15 protein-coding genes and 3 pseudogenes are annotated in these 16,012 nt (G+C 70.7%); 10 read left to right on the top strand and 8 right to left on the bottom strand.

Features of this window, described 5'->3' with window-relative positions:
• Nucleotides 1-215: 215 nt before the first annotated feature.
• From BJF85_RS24660 to arfB, 6 genes and pseudogenes are all read left to right on the top strand, one after another.
• Nucleotides 216-1,064 carry a helix-turn-helix transcriptional regulator gene (locus BJF85_RS24660; RefSeq protein WP_075850445.1) on the top strand — a complete coding sequence of 283 codons (849 nt, stop codon included), beginning with the start codon at nt 216-218 and terminating at the stop codon, nt 1,062-1,064.
• 432 nt (nt 1,065-1,496) lie between these two features.
• Nucleotides 1,497-1,733, top strand: a complete 237-nt coding sequence (locus BJF85_RS24655) for a DUF397 domain-containing protein (protein WP_369822295.1) — start codon at nt 1,497-1,499, stop codon at nt 1,731-1,733.
• Nucleotides 1,717-2,112, top strand: a complete 396-nt coding sequence (locus BJF85_RS24650; RefSeq protein WP_075850328.1) for a hypothetical protein — start codon at nt 1,717-1,719, stop codon at nt 2,110-2,112. Before BJF85_RS24655 ends, BJF85_RS24650 begins: the two co-directional genes overlap by 17 nt.
• Before the next feature lie 294 nt (nt 2,113-2,406).
• Nucleotides 2,407-3,893, top strand: a pseudogene (gene purF, locus BJF85_RS24645) (amidophosphoribosyltransferase).
• A gap of 177 nt (nt 3,894-4,070) precedes the next feature.
• Entirely contained in the window at nt 4,071-5,147 is a 1,077-nt protein-coding gene (gene purM, locus BJF85_RS24640) for a phosphoribosylformylglycinamidine cyclo-ligase (protein ID WP_139320862.1), read from the top strand.
• 10 nt (nt 5,148-5,157) lie between these two features.
• Nucleotides 5,158-5,583 (top strand): alternative ribosome rescue aminoacyl-tRNA hydrolase ArfB, encoded by a 426-nt coding sequence (arfB, locus tag BJF85_RS24635; protein WP_075850327.1) that lies wholly within the window; start codon nt 5,158-5,160, stop codon nt 5,581-5,583.
• 2 nt (nt 5,584-5,585) lie between these two features.
• Here the strand turns inward: arfB and BJF85_RS24630 are convergent, their stop codons facing one another.
• The 4 genes from BJF85_RS24630 to BJF85_RS24615 all read right to left on the bottom strand — a co-directional run bounded on the left by BJF85_RS24630 (nt 5,586) and on the right by BJF85_RS24615 (nt 8,975).
• Entirely contained in the window at nt 5,586-6,359 is a 774-nt protein-coding gene (locus BJF85_RS24630) for a VanZ family protein (RefSeq protein WP_139320848.1), read from the bottom strand.
• Between the two features lie 520 nt (nt 6,360-6,879).
• Nucleotides 6,880-7,782: a Gfo/Idh/MocA family protein gene (locus BJF85_RS24625; protein ID WP_075850325.1), complete on the bottom strand. Its 903-nt coding sequence runs from the start codon at nt 7,780-7,782 to the stop codon at nt 6,880-6,882.
• Nucleotides 7,783-7,840: 58 nt separating this feature from the next.
• The gene (locus BJF85_RS24620; protein ID WP_075850324.1) at nt 7,841-8,701 is read right to left on the bottom strand and encodes a 3-hydroxybutyryl-CoA dehydrogenase; all 861 of its coding nucleotides are present in this window, start codon (nt 8,699-8,701) and stop codon (nt 7,841-7,843) included.
• Nucleotides 8,702-8,786: 85 nt separating this feature from the next.
• Entirely contained in the window at nt 8,787-8,975 is a 189-nt protein-coding gene (locus BJF85_RS24615; RefSeq protein ID WP_075850323.1) for a DUF3073 domain-containing protein, read from the bottom strand.
• Nucleotides 8,976-9,184: 209 nt separating this feature from the next.
• On the opposite strand from BJF85_RS24615, the pseudogene BJF85_RS24610 reads away from it, so the two are divergent.
• A pseudogene (locus BJF85_RS24610) lies at nt 9,185-10,071 on the top strand (hypothetical protein).
• Here the strand turns inward: BJF85_RS24610 and BJF85_RS24605 are convergent.
• The 3 genes from BJF85_RS24605 to BJF85_RS24595 form a co-directional block, all read right to left on the bottom strand.
• Complete coding sequence (locus BJF85_RS24605; RefSeq protein WP_075850322.1) at nt 10,032-10,997, bottom strand: asparaginase; 966 nt, start codon at nt 10,995-10,997, stop codon at nt 10,032-10,034. The pseudogene BJF85_RS24610 and the gene BJF85_RS24605 overlap by 40 nt on opposite strands.
• On the bottom strand, nt 10,994-11,656 hold the full coding sequence (locus BJF85_RS24600) for an aerial mycelium formation protein (protein WP_075850321.1): 663 nt from the start codon (nt 11,654-11,656) through the stop codon (nt 10,994-10,996). Before BJF85_RS24600 ends, BJF85_RS24605 begins: the two co-directional genes overlap by 4 nt.
• A 66-nt stretch (nt 11,657-11,722) precedes the next feature.
• Nucleotides 11,723-12,865, bottom strand: coding sequence for a folate-binding protein YgfZ (locus BJF85_RS24595; RefSeq protein ID WP_075850320.1), 1,143 nt, complete (start codon nt 12,863-12,865; stop codon nt 11,723-11,725).
• A 99-nt stretch (nt 12,866-12,964) separates the two neighbouring features.
• Here BJF85_RS24595 and BJF85_RS24590 point away from each other — a divergent pair, with 99 nt between their 5' ends.
• Complete coding sequence (locus BJF85_RS24590) at nt 12,965-13,816, top strand: aminodeoxychorismate lyase (protein WP_075850319.1); 852 nt, start codon at nt 12,965-12,967, stop codon at nt 13,814-13,816.
• A 10-nt stretch (nt 13,817-13,826) separates the two neighbouring features.
• Here the strand turns inward: BJF85_RS24590 and BJF85_RS24585 are convergent, their stop codons facing one another.
• The gene (locus BJF85_RS24585) at nt 13,827-14,447 is read right to left on the bottom strand and encodes an FABP family protein (RefSeq protein WP_075850318.1); all 621 of its coding nucleotides are present in this window, start codon (nt 14,445-14,447) and stop codon (nt 13,827-13,829) included.
• A 542-nt stretch (nt 14,448-14,989) separates the two neighbouring features.
• Here BJF85_RS24585 and BJF85_RS24580 point away from each other — a divergent pair.
• Together BJF85_RS24580 and BJF85_RS24575 are read left to right on the top strand one after the other, a co-directional pair.
• On the top strand, nt 14,990-15,544 hold the full coding sequence (locus BJF85_RS24580; protein ID WP_139320847.1) for a hypothetical protein: 555 nt from the start codon (nt 14,990-14,992) through the stop codon (nt 15,542-15,544).
• A gap of 71 nt (nt 15,545-15,615) precedes the next feature.
• Nucleotides 15,616-16,012: pseudogene (locus BJF85_RS24575) on the top strand (collagen-like protein); the annotation flags it as partial.

Raw genomic sequence — 16,012 nt, 5'->3', positions numbered from 1 at the left:
TCCCCACGCGGTACCGGCGTAGGCATGAGAGGGACGGAACGGCGGATATGACACCCGGATCAGAGGCTGAATGGCCTGCTGGGTCGTCCGCAGCGGCTTCAGGGGCCTCAGGGGCCTCGGGACCTTCGGCGGCGGGCGGACCGGGAGCGGTGCCCCCGGCCTCGGTCGCCGAGGTGTCGGACACGGCCGAGGACAAGGGCCCGACCGCACGGCGCATGATCCTCGGCTCGCAGCTGCGCAGGCTCCGCGAGTCAGCGGGCCTGTCCCGCGCCGACGCCGGCTATCACATCCGCGCCTCCGAATCGAAGATCAGCCGGCTCGAGCTCGGCCGCGTCAAGTTCAAGGAACGGGACGTCGAGGACCTGCTCACGCTGTACGGCGTCAGCGAGCAGCAGGAGCGCGCGTCGTTCATGGACCTCGTCGGCCAGTCGGCGCAGCCGGGCTGGTGGCAGAAGTTCAACGACCACATGCCCCGGTGGTTCGACGACTACGTCGGACTCGAGGAGGCCGCGGCCCGGATCCAGACCTACGAGCTGCAGTTCTTCCCCGGTCTGCTCCAGACCCGCGAGTACGCGCGGGCGATCATGACGCACGGCCTGCCCGAGCACGCCTCCGAATCGGCCGAGGCCCGCGTGCACCTGCGGATGCGCAGGCAGCGACTGCTCTTCCGGCCGGACGCGCCCAAGTTGTGGGCCGTGGTCGACGAGTCGGTGCTGTACCGGCCGATCGGCGGGCGCACCGTGCACCGCGCGCAGCTCGACCAGATCCTCGAACTGACGGCGATGCCGCACATCACCGTGCAGATCGTGCCCTACGAGCGCAGCGGCTACGCCGCGGAGGGCTCGTTCACGCTGCTCCGGTTCGCCGAACCCGAGCTGCCCAACATCGGCTACGTCGAGCACATCGCGGGCGGCGTCTATCTCGACCGACCCGACGACGTCGAACTCATCGGCCGTTCGCTCGACCGCCTCGCCGTCGACGCCGAGACGCCGGACCGGTCCCGGCAGCTGCTGACCAAGCTCGCGCCTCCGCCTGATCGCCGCCCGAGGCTGATCTTCACCTGATGCCGATCTCCGCCTGACGTTCGTCCGCGGCTGACGTTCCGTTCACCCGGCTGCTCCGGCCGGGCGGCGCCGCTGCGCCGGCTGCGCTATCCGGGCTTCGGCTGGACCGCGGCGGTGCACGCTCCGTGGTGGGTAGCTGTTTCGAGTGAACCCGAAAAGCTGTACGCAATGCGTCCAGTTACTCGTCGACGGAAATCGACCGCTCGTCGCAGCACAAGATCCATTCACCGACGGTGAATCGCCCGCATGTCCCCGGAATTGCGGTTGACCTGCGGATTCATCTCTGAGTGGCCTGCCGGGACCCAAGATCACGAGCTGATGCACGTGCATTCACACGAGCAGTCGCGCGTGCTAGCGTGATTGCACACGTTGATGCACGTGCAGATGCATCGCCAGAATCCTCCAAGGTTGACAGTCGGGAAGGTGAGGATCATGGAGCGGATCGAGAACGGCATCTCCGCGGAGAGGCTGACCGGAGCCCAGTGGCGCAAGAGCCGTTACAGCGGCGCGATGGGCAACTGCGTCGAGGTCGCACCCCTGACGGGCGGCGACATCGCGATGCGCAACTCCCGTGATCCCCAGGGTCCGGCCCTGGTCTACACCCGTGCCGAGATCGATGCGTTCGTGGCAGGTGTGAAGGACGGCGAGTTCGATGACCTGCTCGCCTGAGATCGCCCCCAGCGAGGTCGAAGCCACGCTCGGCAGGCTCATCGCGCACGGCTACCGCTTCGTGCACCCGCGCGACGCCTCCGGTGAACTCGTCACCGTCGTGGGCGTGCGGATGCACGACACGGTCGTCGACGTGATCCGACTCGACGCCGAGCACGACGTCACCGCCCTGCGCATGCCGCACGACGAGCCGAACATCCTCGAGCCCAAGCAGGTGTTCTGGCAGCGTTCCGGCGGCATGGACGAGGTCGTCGACGAACTGCTCGCGCTGGCCGACGACGCGTACTGCCAACCGGCGTCGCAGTCGCGTACGAGCGCTCGGGGCTGCTGGGTCCCCAACGGATCCGGTCGCACCAAGTGGCTCCAGGCCACCGCCTGACAACCTGCGGAACACACATAACTGAACGCTTGAGTACCGCCCCATCGGCGGGTTTCGACCCGCCCTCGACGCGGCCACCGCGCCGGTCGCGTCCCCTGGTCGCGCTCAGGCCGGAGACGAAGCAGCGCACCTCCCCCCTCGTCGCTGTGGAATCCCGGTCTGAGCGCCATCTCACCCCGACGGGCCGCCTCCGTGGACCTACACTGGAGGCGGCCCGTTCTCATCCTTCAGGGGAGTCCTTCGGTGCACACCGACCAGCACGAATCCTCCGTCGAGTCCCTCACCGATCCCACGATCGAACCCGAGCAGGAGCCCCGCGAGGAATGCGGCGTCTTCGGGGTCTGGGCGCCCGGTGAGGACGTCGCGAAGCTGACGTACTACGGCCTCTACGCCCTGCAGCACCGCGGGCAGGAGGCGGCGGGCATCTCCGTCGGCGACGGCAGCCGGGTCGTCGTGTTCAAGGATCTCGGGCTCGTCAGCCAGGTCTTCGACGAGCAGACGCTGTCGTCACTGCAGGGACACGTCGCCGTCGGCCACTGCCGCTACTCGACCACCGGCGGCGGGAGCTGGGAGAACGCCCAGCCGACGTTCCGCACCACGGGCGCGGGCACGGGCATCGCGCTCGGGCACAACGGCAACCTCGTCAACACCCACGAACTGCACGAACGCGCGCGCGAACTCGGAGTCGTCAGCACGAACGGCGCCACCACCGACTCCGACCTCGTCTGCGGGCTGCTCGCCGCGACCGCGGCCGACATCGGCATCGAGGCCGCCGCGACGAAACTGCTGCCCACGCTGCGCGGCGCGTTCTGCCTCACCTTCTCCGACGAGTCGACGCTGTACGCCGCGCGCGACCCGCACGGCATCCGCCCGCTCGTGCTCGGCCGGCTCGAACGCGGCTGGGTCGCCGCGAGCGAGACCGCCGCCCTCGACATCATCGGCGCCTCGTTCGTCCGCGAGGTCGAACCGGGCGAGCTGATCGCCATCGACGCCGACGGGATCCGGTCCACGCGCTTCGCCAACCCGGAGCCGAAGGGCTGCATCTTCGAGTACGTCTACCTCGCCCGGCCCGACACGACGATCTCCGGCCGCGGCGTGCACGCCACTCGCGTCGACATCGGGCGCAGGCTCTTCGACGAGTACCCCGCTGACGCCGACCTCGTCATCCCCGTGCCCGAATCCGGCACGCCCGCGGCCATCGGCTACGCCCAGCCTCCGGCATCCCGTACGGCCAGGGGCTCGTCAAGAACAGCTACGTCGGCCGCACGTTCATCGAGCCGTCGCAGACGATCCGCCAGCTCGGCATCCGGTTGAAGCTGAACCCGCTGCGCGACGTCATCCGCGGCAAGCGGCTCGTCGTGGTCGACGACTCCATCGTGCGCGGCAACACCCAACGCGCGCTCGTGCGCATGCTGCGCGAGTCCGGGGCGCTTGAGGTGCACGTGCGGATCGCGTCGCCGCCAGTGCGGTGGCCGTGCTTCTACGGCATCGACTTCGCCTCCCGCGCCGAACTCGTCGCCAACGGCGCCGACCTCGACGGAATCCGGAGGGCCATCGGCGCCGACTCGCTCGGCTACGCGTCCGTCGACGCCCTGGTCGCCGCGTCCGAACAGCCGCGCAACCGCGTGTGTGCGGCCTGCTTCGACGGTGAGTACCCTGTGCCGCTGCCCGACGAGGCGCTCATCGGCAAGCACATGCTCGAGAACCTCGGCGGGACATCTCGGGACCTCCCCGTCGTACCGGCCGGGTACGGTGCCGAGGACGCCGTCCGGCGTCCGTAACCACAACGTTTTCGTGCTCCCAAGGGCCCGATGGTCGCACTCGGCGCGACCATTCTTCCCACCGCGACCGGCTGGGCGCGAAGGGAAGATCAGTCGCGTTCAACGCGACCATGGGGCCCTCGGGGCGGTTCGAGTGAGGAGTTCGCGCCGGTGATCAACGAGTCCGCCCGCGAGTCGGTGACCGGGGGATCCGGCGCCACCTACGCCGCGGCCGGTGTCGACATCGACGCCGGTGACAACGCCGTCGAGCTGCTGAAGCCGCACGCCGCCCGTGCCACGCGCCCCGAGGTCGTCGGCGGCGTCGGCGGGTTCGCCGGGCTGTTCTCCCTCAAGCTCGACCGCTGGACCGAACCGCTGCTCGCCTCGTCCACCGACGGCGTGGGCACGAAGATCGCGGTCGCGAAGGCGCTCGACAAGCACGACACCGTCGGCATCGACCTGGTCGCCATGGTCGTCGACGACCTCGTCGTCACCGGCGCCGAACCGCTGTTCCTGCAGGACTACATCGCCGTCGGCAAGGTCGTGCCCGAGCGCATCGCCGCGATCGTCGCGGGCATCGCCGAGGGGTGCGTGCAGGCAGGCTGCGCCCTGCTCGGCGGCGAGACCGCCGAACACCCCGGGGTCATGGCCGAGAACGAGTACGACATCTCCGCCACCGGCGTCGGCGCCGTCGAGGCGGCCGACGTCCTCGGTCCCGAGCGCGTGCGCCCCGGCGACGTCGTCATCGCCATGGGCTCGAGCGGACTGCACTCCAACGGCTACTCGCTGGCCCGCCACGTCCTGCTCGACATCGCGCGGATGCCGCTCGAGGGGCACGTCGAGGAACTCGGCCGCACGCTCGGCGAGGAACTGCTCGAACCGACCCGCATCTACGCCAAGGACTGCCTCGCGCTCGTCGCCGAGGCCGACGTGCGCACGTTCGCCCACATCACCGGCGGCGGACTCGAGGCCAACCTCGGCCGCGTGCTGCCCGACGGTCTCGTCGCCCACCTCGATCGCGGCACGTGGACGCCCGCACCGGTGTTCGCGATCATCGGCCAGCGCGGCCGCGTCGAACGCGGCGAGATGGAGAAGACGTTCAACATGGGCGTCGGCATGGTCGCGGTCGTCTCGCCCGAGGACGTCGACCGCGCGCTGGCCGTGCTCACCGCGCGGCACGTGCCCGCCTGGGTGCTCGGCGAGGTCAAGACCGCCGACGGCGACGCGGCCGACGCGCCGCGCGCCGTGCTGTCGGGCGACCACCCGAGGTTCTGACGGTCCCGCCGTGGGCGAGCTGCGCGTCACGTCCCGCTTCGTCATCGCCGAGGGCGAGCTGACCGAGCGGTTCACGCGCGCGTCCGGGCCCGGCGGTCAGGGGGTGAACACGACGTCGTCGCGCGTCGAGTTGTCGTACGACGTGGCGCGGTCGCCGTCGGTGCCCGACACGGTGCGCTCGCGGTTGCTGGCCCGGCTCGACCGGCGACTCGTCGACGGGGTGCTGACCATCGTGGCGTCCGAACACCGCGAGCAGCTCCGCAACCGCGAGGCCGCCCGTGCCCGGCTCGTCGCCACGTTGCGCGAGGCCGCCGCGCCGCCGCCGAAGAAGCGCAGGCCCACCAAGCCCACCCGCGGCTCCCAGGAACGTCGTATCGCCGCGAAGAAGCGCCGCTCCGACGTCAAACGAAACCGCCGCTCGCGCGGCGACTGGTGACGCTAAACCCGCGCCGTGTCAGCACCCCACGTCGCCGTGTCAGCATTCCGCGCGGCCGTGTCAGCGTTCCACGTCGCCGTGTTGGCAGTTCGCGGCGCCGTGTTGGCGTGCCGGGGCATGGCGATGGCGGTGCGGGGCAGCCGCGGCCCGGGAACCGCGACCGGATCGACGCCGCGAGTCCGCGAGCCGACGGCCCACACGGCACTCCGCGGGCCCGGCTGGACCCCGACCGGCGCGACGACCGGCGTGAACTGCGGAACCTGCCGGCGGTGGATGATCCACAACGTGAGGCTGGCGCCCGCGGTGGCGCCCGCGGTGTTGACGAGCACGTCGTCGGTCGAGGTCACGCGGCCGACCGCCGCGATGTACTGCGTCAGCTCGATCCCGCAGGACGTCGTGAACGCCGCCACGGTCACGCGACGGGTGCTGCGCCACCACACCCACCGCGCGGGCAACAGCATGCCCAGCGGAAGCAGCAGGCTGAAGTTCGCCGTGAGTTGCCAGAACGCCTCACGGTCGCCCGCCGCGACGAGCAGATCGGTGCCGGGCACGAGATGGACGCTGCCGGGGTTGGCCGTCGGCATCGTGACCAACAGCGACACCCACACCGCCCACATGACGATCACGACGTCGAGCGACGCCGTGACGAACGCCCGGCGCAGACCCACGCGCCGACGTCGACGCAGCAGCATGGTCATCCACGCCGCCGAGGCCGGGAGCATCATCGCTGCCGCAACCGGAATGAGCTTTCCGAAATGCTGAAGCAGATATTCCACCCAGCGGACCCCCTTGTTGTTGCGTCTCGACGCCAGGTTGGCAAATCCGACACGCGTGGGCCCAGGGTTGAATGGCGTGATGTATTCGCCCTTGCCCCGATATTGCGTCCGGTGCTAACGGACCAGGTGGTCGAGGGATGTTCCGCTCGACGTTTCCCCGACGCTGTCCCGGCGTTAACGGAACGTTCCGAGTCTCCGGTCATCAGGGACATCCCGGACATTTTTGGGGCCTCGACCAGCGGAACCGTCGCCGCCCGCGGTCGTCGGCGCGATCCGCCGAGCGCGTCGACGGATCGCCGGAACGGGTACTTTCCCTCCGTTCGTAGGGCCTCCACCCGAGCGGGGTCGGGGTTCCCGAGACGCGTCCGCGGGGCCGGTCGACAGATTCCTGACCCACGTTCGGAATTCTCGCGGAAACCCCGCATTCACCGGAATGAATGGTGCACGCGGTGCCCGTTTCGGGTGGGTGGGTTACTCAGCCCGGGTGGTGCTCGGTCGGCAGCGTGCTCAGGCGGCGTGCTCAGCCGGCGGCCTCGACACACGCCGCCAACACACGCTGAAGGTGCAGGCCGCGCCGGACGTCGCACTCGTGCTCCCGCAGCCCCGTCGCGCACAGCGCGGCGAAGTCGTCGAGCAACGCCGTGTACGACTCCGACGCCGAACCGCCGCGCGCCATCGTGCGCATGCCGTGCTCGCCGTACACGGTGAACTCGGCGACCGTCGGCCGTACCGGAACGCGGGTCGACATGCTGACCGTCGAGGTCGCCGACGGCGCCGCGGGCCCGCGGTCGTGCTCGAGCACGAGGTGCCAGAGGTCGGCGTCGGTGCGGTGCGCCGACAGCACTCCGGTCACGGGGCCGAGGGCGGCGTCGAGCAGGTCGATCACGTGCGGGCCGACGTCGACGAGCACGCCGTCGGCGAGGCGCCACGTGGAGCCGCCGTACTTGTCGCCGAGCATCGCGCCGGACAACCACCGGGCCGCACCGCCGCTCCACCCGCCCGCGTCGCGGATGCCGGTGATCCAGTCCCGCGTCTGCTGGCCGTAGCGCATCGTCAACATCAGCAACGACGCCACGCCGGCCGCGTCGACGGCGGCGGCGAGACGCTCGGCCGTCGCGACGTCGCCCGCGAGGGGCTTCTCGAGGATCAGGTGCTTACCGGCCTCCGCCGCGCGCACGGCCAGCTCGCCCTGCACCGACGGCGGCACGGCGAACGCCACCGTGTCGACCGCGTCCAACAGCTCGTCGAACGACCCCACCGCCACGGCGTCGTGCTCGTCCGCGACCTCGGCGGCCATGTCGGGCCGCCGCGTCCACACGGCCTCGAGTTTCGTCGCCGGATGGTCCGACAGACCGGGTGCGTGCACGGTGCGCGCCCACGGCCCGCCGCCGACGAGACCGACGCGCAGCTGGGTGTCGTTCATGCCCGCAGCGTAGGGCCTACGCGGCGCGGCATGCCGATCAGCTCACACGCCGGCGAGCTCAGCTGTAGTCGTAGAACCCGCGCCCGGACTTCTTGCCGAGCAGGCCCGCGTCGACCATGCGCATCAGCAGCGGCGGCGCCGCGTACGTCGGCTCCTTGAACTCGTCGTACATGGAGTCGGCGATGAACTTCACCGTGTCCAGGCCGACCATGTCGGCCAGGCGCAACGGGCCCATCGGGTGCGCGGTGCCCTTCTCCATGCCGGTGTCGATGTCCTCGGCGGAGGCGTAGCCGGCCTCGTACATGCGGATCGCCGACAGCAGGTACGGCACCAGCAGCGCGTTGACGATGAACCCGGCGCGGTCCTGGCAGTGGATGGCCGTCTTGCCGAGTGCGCCGGTGACGTGCTCCTCGGCGCGCCGCACGACGTCGTCGCTCGTGCGCACCGACGGCACCAGCTCCACGAGCGGCAGCACCGGAACCGGGTTGAAGAAGTGCACGCCGACGACGCTCTCGGGCCGCTGCGTCGCCATGCCGATCTTCATGATCGGGATGGACGACGTGTTGGAGGCGAGGATGGCGTCGCCGCTGGTGACGACCTTGTCCAGGGTGCCGAACAGGTCCGTCTTGGCCTGCTCGTTCTCCAGGATCGCCTCGACGACCAGGTCCCGGTCTGCGAACGCGTCGACGTCGGTCGTGAACGTGAGCCGGCCGAGGGCTGCCTCGGCGTCGTCGGCGGAGATCTTGCCCGACTTGGTCGCCCGCTGCAGCGACTTCTCGATGCGGGCGCGACCGGAGTCCAGTGCCGGCTGGCTGACCTCGTTCACGACGACGTCGAGCCCCGCCCGAGCGTGGACCTCGGCGATTCCCGAGCCCATCAGGCCCGCACCGACAACACCGATCCGCTGGATTTCCGCCACGCTCTCTCCCTTGAAGTTCAGTGGACACGCGGAATGCGAGGGCGGTCACCGACCGGGTCGGTGTCCGCCCTCGCACTCAGCTGAGTCATCGACGGTAGTCGTCGTACCCGTCGTCGTACGGGTCTTCGTACCGCTCCTCGTGCTCCTGGCCGTTCTCGTCCGAGGAGTTGCTCGACAGCTCACGCTGCAGAGCATCGAAGTCCGTGGTGGGAACGCTGTACTTGAGCTCCCGGGCCACTTTCGTCTGCTTGGCCTTAGCTCGGCCGCGCCCCATGGCTCGACCCCCTTGCGCAGGGGCGGGGCGGCCGGGGGAAAGCGGCGGCCCCGCGTCGTCTCGACAACTATTTCCTAGAGGACACCGTACCGTGTCCCCCGGGCTCGATGCGACGTGGCGCGGTGTGCTGACCGCGACAGTCTCAAGATCACCGCTCGAACGGCCCAGCCGATGCTCGCTCCGGCCCGGCGACGTGCCAGGATTCCCGGGTGCTTCGACCATTCGTCGCCTATCTGCGCGTGTACGAACCGCTCTCCGCCTTCGGCGAGCCGCCGGAGGCGCGGCTGGCCCATGCGGTGAGCGAAGCGGCACTGACGCGCCCCGATGCGGGCGAACGCGAGCTGGTCATGTGGTTGAAGTCACAGGCCTCCGCGACGCCGAAGGTGCTGCCGCGGGAGCTGTCACCGCTGCCGGACGTGCTGGTGCTCGACCCGGACGAGGTGCCGACGTCGTCGGACGCCGAGGTCGGCCCCGGGCCGCTCGTCTGCCCGCTCGAGGTCCGTCCGCGGTCGGCGGCCGCGTTGGTCGGGTTCCTCGGCGAGGCGCATCCGGCGCTGCGCGGCGCCGTCGTCGACGCGATCGGCGCGCCCGAGGACCGCATCAAGTCGCGCGCGAACTCGGCCTTGCGCGACCTCTACGGCACCTCGATGCACGTGCTGTCCACCACGTGGACCGTGCCGCTGCCGTGGTTCTCGCTGGTCGACCCGCGCCAGTTCCGCCTCGAGCTCGGCTCCGGCCAGGACGACCCGAAGCGCGAACTGTCGTGGCGGACGCCGATGGCCGATGCGTTGCGGCGCGTCGCCGAGGCCGAGGAACTCGTCGGCAACGCCCTCGGCGAGGACGCCGGCCCGGTGCAGATCCTCGGCGAGACGCACCGGTGGCTGACCAACTTCCACGCCGCCTCGGCCGTCGAACTCGACTACGGCGGCTCGTGCAGCTGATCGACGACCCGACCCTCGAGTCCGACACCTCCGCCGACGAGGTGCACATGCTGCTCGAGGCGCTGCGCAACGGCGACGTCGAGGAGGTCGGTGAGATCTTCCAGACCCTCCGCGACTACTGGGGCGAACTGGCAGCCAGGGAACGCTTCAACTGACTCGTCACCCGGAGGGAGCCGACGTCGACTCCCGCTCCGGTGACCACGCCTGCGCCTCGCGCCATGCGGTCGATCGCCTCGCCCGCCGCCTTGCCGGCAGGCAGGGCGCCGAGGAGGCGCAGGGATTCGACCAGGATCGGTTCGCGGGCCCGGGCGTTGCCGTCGGCGATCTTGAACGCGACCGCCGTGCCGTCAGCCAGCGCGTACGCGTGGACGCCCTCCGCGCCGCCCTTCATCAGCAGCCCCGGCACGGCGTCCATCAGGACCGTGTCCTCCCGGTCGGTGCCCGCGACCAGCCACGGGTGCGCGCGCATCGCGTCGGCGACGCGGCGCCGGTCGCCCTCGCCCGTGACGAGCCGGCCGAACGCCCTGGCCAGGCCGGTCAGCGAGTACGCCAGCAGCGGCGCGCCGCAGCCGTCGACGCCCGTCCACGCGATCGGTTCGCCCGTCAGCTCTGCGACCGTGTCGGCGATCGCGCGCTGCAACGGGTGGTCGGCGGCGGTGTAGTCGGACGTCGACCAGCCCGCCGCCACGCACGTCGCCAGCATCGCCGCGTGCTTGCCGGAGCAGTTCATCGCGGCCCGGCGCGGTTCGGCGGCGGGTTCGCCGCGCGGCCGGTCGGGCGGGCAGTGCAGATCGTCCTCGGTGAGCCCCGCGCGGGCCAGGATCGCGAGCGCCGGCTCGACGTGCCCCGGTTCGCCGTTGTGCGACGCGGACGCCAGCGCGAGGTCGGCGTCGGCGACGTCCAACCCGGCGCGCAGCATGCCCAACGCCTGCAACGGCTTGTTCGACGAACGCGGGTACATCGGTGCGGTCACGTCCCCCACGGACGCGCGCACCGTCCCGTCGGGTGCGGTCACGACGAGGCTCCCGTGATGCACGCTCTCGACGAACCCCGAGCGCACCACCTCGACGAGCGCGGTCACACCCCGTCGCCCGAGCCGGAATCGGGGCCGGAACCGGAGCTGCCGGAGTCGGGGCCGGACCCAGGACCGGAGGAGTCGCCGCCGACGGAACCCCGCTGCGAGTCGAGAAGCTCGTCGACCGAGGCCGTGCCCTGGGCGTACCGGCGGGCGAGCTCGGCGTTGAACGCGTCGACGACGCCCTGGACCTCGCGCCTGCGCTGCGACACCGACGCCTCCTGCTCGCCGTAGGAGGCGAGCGTGTCGCGGAGCTGGTCGTCGGTGAGGGCGACGACGTCGGACAGGTTCGCGTCGCCGACCAGCGCCTCGGCGGCCCTGCGGTACTCGCCGGCGCGGGTCGGTTCGAGCGTCTGGTGCCGGCCCGAGCCGGTCGCGGGGCCGAGTGCGTTGTCGGACAGGATCGCCGTCAGCCGGGCCACGACATCCTGGGAGTCAGCGTCTTCGTCGCCGGTGCTCGTGGTCCGCCGCAACTGCTCGGCCTTGACGATGTCGATCCGTGCGTGCAGGAGTCTGCGCAGGTAGGACAGGTCGGTCTCCTCCTGCGCGGCCTCGTCCCGCCGCTCCCGCAGCGTCGGCAGCGGCAGCGATTCGGGGTCGCTCGCGTAACCGGGTGCGAGGACACGGTCGATGCGCCGCCGTCCTCCCGGCCGGACTTCGATCACTGGGCCATCCTGCTTCACGTCGTCGATGCGGACCAGAGGCTCGCGGCCTCCGGGGCGTAGATCATGTCACCCGCGCAGGCGCTGCACCGCTTCACGTCCCGGCGCGGCGCCCTCGGCGGGCACGGAGTCGGGGTCGATCGAGGCCTGCACCGTCTCCTCGCCCGAGCCGGCGAGCAGTTCCGCGTCCGTGGGCGTCGACCGCTTCACGAGCGCCAGGGCGATGGGGCCCAGCTCGTGGTGCTGGGCGACGCTGCCGACGCGGCCCACGGTGCGTTCGCCGTGGGTCACCGGATCGCCCGTCTCCGGGTAGATCTCCGCCGACCCGTCGAGGTGCAGCAGCACCATGTTGCGCGGCGGCCTGCCGACGTTGAACACCTTGGCGACCGTCTCCTGTCCGCGGTAGCAGCCCTTGGCCACGTGCGCGGCGGAGCCGATCCAGCCGACCTCGTGGGGGATGGCGCGCTCGTCGGTGTCGAGGCCGACCCGCGGGGCCAGCGACTCGACGCGCAGCGCGTCGTACGCCCACGACCCGGCGGGCCGCGCACCCGCGTCGGTGAGGCGCTTCCACACGGTGACCACGTCGGCGCGCGGTACGAGCAGGTCGATCGCGCGCGTGCCCGGCCACGGCATCCGCCTGGCCAGCCCGCCCTCCGGCAGCGCGACCACCGAGTACGGCTCGGCCGGCAGCTCGAGCGGCGTGTCCGTGCCGAGCACGCCGAGCGCCTGGTCGGCGTCCGGGCCGACGAGCGTCAACACGGCGTAGTCGCCCGTCGCGTCGACGACCTCGACGTCCGACCAGAACTTCATGTTCTGCAGGTACTCGACGAGCGTCTGCTTGGCGCCGCCCGGCATGGCGCTCGTGGCGCGGGAATCGGGATCGGTGTCGAGGTAGACCACGTCGCCGGTGTAGGCGACGAGCATGTGCGCGTCGATCCGGCCCTGCGCGTCCAGCACGAGCGACTCGGTGCCCGTGTCGGCGGGCAGGTCGGACACGTGCTGCGACAACACCAGGTGCAGCCACGACAGCCGCTCCGAACCGGACACCGTGATGACGTGGCGATGCGAACGGTCGACGACCGCCACCCCGCGCGCGGCGGTGCGTTGCTCGGCCAGCGGGTCACCCCAATGCCAGGGAACGCCGGCTTCCGGATGGTCGTCGGGAGCGGCGACGGCGCCGGGCAATTCGGACAGGGGCGAGGAGTACGTCATAGGCCGATCGTATGTCGGAGCGGGCGCCGATGGCCGCAGGCCGCGGGACCTTTACCGGGCCCGGTGGCACCGCCGCCCACGCTGAGTACGGTGAGGCCCATGCGCTTGCTCGCCTTCCTCGACGGCACGTTCGCCGACCCCGACCAGGCTCACATCCGCGTCGACGACCTCGGGCTCGTCCGCGGCGACGGGATCTTCGAGACGATCCTCGTCACCAACGGTGTCCCCCGGGAGTTGGACGCCCACCTGGACCGGTTCGCGCGCTCGGCCGCGAAACTCGACATGGCCGAACCGGACCGGGCGGCGTGGGAGCGCGTGATCCAGCAGGTCATCGACGCGTGGCCGGCGGAGGAGGAACTGGCGCTGAAGATCGTCCTCACGCGCGGCGTCGAGGGCGACCCGGACGAGAGGCCGACCGCGTTCGCCTACGGCATGGGCATCGCCGAGTCGACCAAGCGGGCGCGCCGCGAGGGCATCTCGGTGGTGACGTTGAACCGCGGGTTCGAGTCGGATCTGATGGAACGCGCGCCGTGGCTGCTGCTGGGGGCGAAGTCGCTGTCGTACTCGGTGAACATGGCCGCGCAGCGGGAGGCGCACCGCCGCGGGGCCGACGACGTGATCTTCACCAGCATCGACGGCTACGTGCTCGAGGGGCCGACGTCGAACGTGATCCTGGCGCGCGGCAAGACCCTGTACACGCCGCCGCCGGCCAACGGCATCCTGCCCGGCACGACCCAGGGCGACGTGTTCCGCGCGGCCGAGAAGCTCGGGTGGAAGACGGAGGTTGCCCAGCTCAAGGCCGACGAACTGGGCGAGGGGGACGCGCTGATGCTGGCGTCGTCGATCCGCAAGCTCACCCGCGTCCACACCCTCGACGGCACCCGCCTCGCCGGCGACTCCGAGGCCATCCACGCCGATCTCGCGAAGGCCTACGACGCCCAATACGCCTGACCGGCGCGTTTCAGCCGACGACGCGTTCCAGGACGAGCGAGACGTGGGGGGTCAGGGGGTGGCCCATCATGGCGCGCTCCTCGACGTAGCCGAGGTTGCCGCTGCCGTCGGGCATGATCCCGTAGAGCCGCTCGGCGGCGGTGACGTCCTTCGCGGTCTGCGACCGGACGACGGCGTCGGTGGCGAACTGCCACGCGGACTGGCCGCGGGCCGTGCCGTAGAAGAGTTCGAGGATGCCGGACGAGTGCGCGAGCAGGAGCTCGATCGTGTCGTCGGGCTGGGGCCGCCACCACCCGGTCTCGCGGGCGGCGGGCCGGATGACGTTGCCGTCGGCGTCGAGCAGCCACGACCGCGCCTCGTGCTGGAAGAACGGCCGGCCGTCGTGGGAGATCGTCAGCTGCTGGGCGACGCGCTGCGGCTCGTCCATGGTCGGGTAGTTGACCTCGCCCTCGCCGCGCCACACGCCGACCAGGGGCAGGAGCGCGAGACAGGCGTCGTTGAGGTCCGCACCCTCCCGCAGGTTCGCCGTGTCCCCGGGGATAGGGAGGTCGTCCAACTGCGGGATGTTGCGGTGGGCCGTCTGCTGGGCGCGCTGCGCCGCGGCCTCGATGGCTTCGTCGCCGCTCGACATGTGACTGCCAGCCTTACTTGCCGCGTTCGGTTCGTCGCTCAGTGATCCGTGTACAGCCGGTAGACGACGTAGCCGGCGAACCACGTCGAGATGGCGAGGGCCAGGAACAGCAGGATCGTGAAGAAGATAACCACGCGCGGAAGGATACCGCCCGGACCCGGTTTCGCCCGAGTCCAGGTCTCGGCGCGTGAGCATGGTCACCGGCGAGCAGGTGATCATGCGTCGACGCTCGAGGTGCACCCGGTGGTCGATACCTGACCCGCATCCGGCACCCGGCGCCGGCGGCAGAATCCCCGAATTCCTTTTCTGGATTCCGTACAGAATTGCGCCCGGCCCGAGTGCGGAATGGTTGTTCGTCCGGTATTCGACGGTTCGTCCGAGCGGGCGATTTTTCATGATCATCAAGCGGTCGTTCTGATCTCCTGCAAGCCTTTTTGGCGCAGGGGTGATTGGTTCCGACCAAGTAACCGGAGATGCGTTGAATTCGACGCGAATCCGCTTCCCGGATGAGCGCCGAGGCTACTACAGGGAAGGTCGCGCTCATGCGTACACGAAACAAAGCGATCTTGTGGTCCCTAGCGGCCGTGGCCGTTGTCGTCGCCGTGTTCGCCGGCTGGATGCTGCGCGGTTCGGGCGACGCCGTCGGGGCCGAGGACGCCGGTGGTGTCGAGGTCGGGGTCCCCAAGATCGTGTCGGCCGAGGAGCTCGAGGAGTTCGCGTCGAAGCACTACCCGGTCTACTGGGCGGGCGAGCGTCCCGACTCGGAGCTCGAGGTCACGCTGACCACGAAGAACGCGATCTTCGTGCGGTACCTGCCCGAGGGCACCGAGGCCGGTTCGGACGACCAGCATCTGACGATCGCCACCTACGGCGACATCGACGGCTACGACGCGCTCAGCAATGCCGACGAGGAGGTCGCCGACGTCGCCGAGGCGCAGGGCGGCGCGATCATCGCGACCTTCAACGAACGTCCCCGTTCCACATACTTCTCGTTCCAGAACGCGGGTTTCCAGGTCGAGGTCTTTTCGCCGCAGGAAGGCCAGTCGAAGACGCTGACCGACGAAGGTGAGATCAGACTTGTCGGAGGTACTTCGTGACCGCAGGGCGTGGTTCCACTTCCCGTCGCACGGTTCGGATCGTTTCGAGTACCACCGCGGCGATCATCGTCGTGCTCAGCAATGCCGTTCCCGCGGCGTCCCAGCCGGAGATGCCGTGGTTCGGTGTCGAACCGTCCGGTGTGCACGGCCCGGTGTTCGGCGGCCCCGCCGCCACGGGCGAGGGTCCCGACGGGGACACCGGCGACCCCGACGTCTACGACCCGCCGCCGCAGACCCAGTCGGTCGGGCCGACGGGTCCGCCCGGCGACACGGGTCCGCAGGGTCCGACCGGTCAGCAGGGTCCCGCGGGTCAGGACGGCCAGCAGGGCCCGGCGGGTCAGGACGGTCAGCAGGGGCCGGCGGGCCAGGACGGCCAGCAGGGCCGCCCGGGCCGCGCGGCACGTCGGGTCCGGCCGGTCCCGCGGGTCCGCAGGGCGCCGACGGTGAGCGAGGACCGGCTGGTCCGCA

It is taken from the genome of Saccharomonospora sp. CUA-673, from assembly GCF_001942305.1.
In the GTDB taxonomy this organism is placed as follows: domain Bacteria; phylum Actinomycetota; class Actinomycetes; order Mycobacteriales; family Pseudonocardiaceae; genus Prauserella.
The sequence above is the reverse complement of the archived record's forward strand: the minus strand, read 5'-3'. Positions and strand labels throughout refer to the sequence as shown.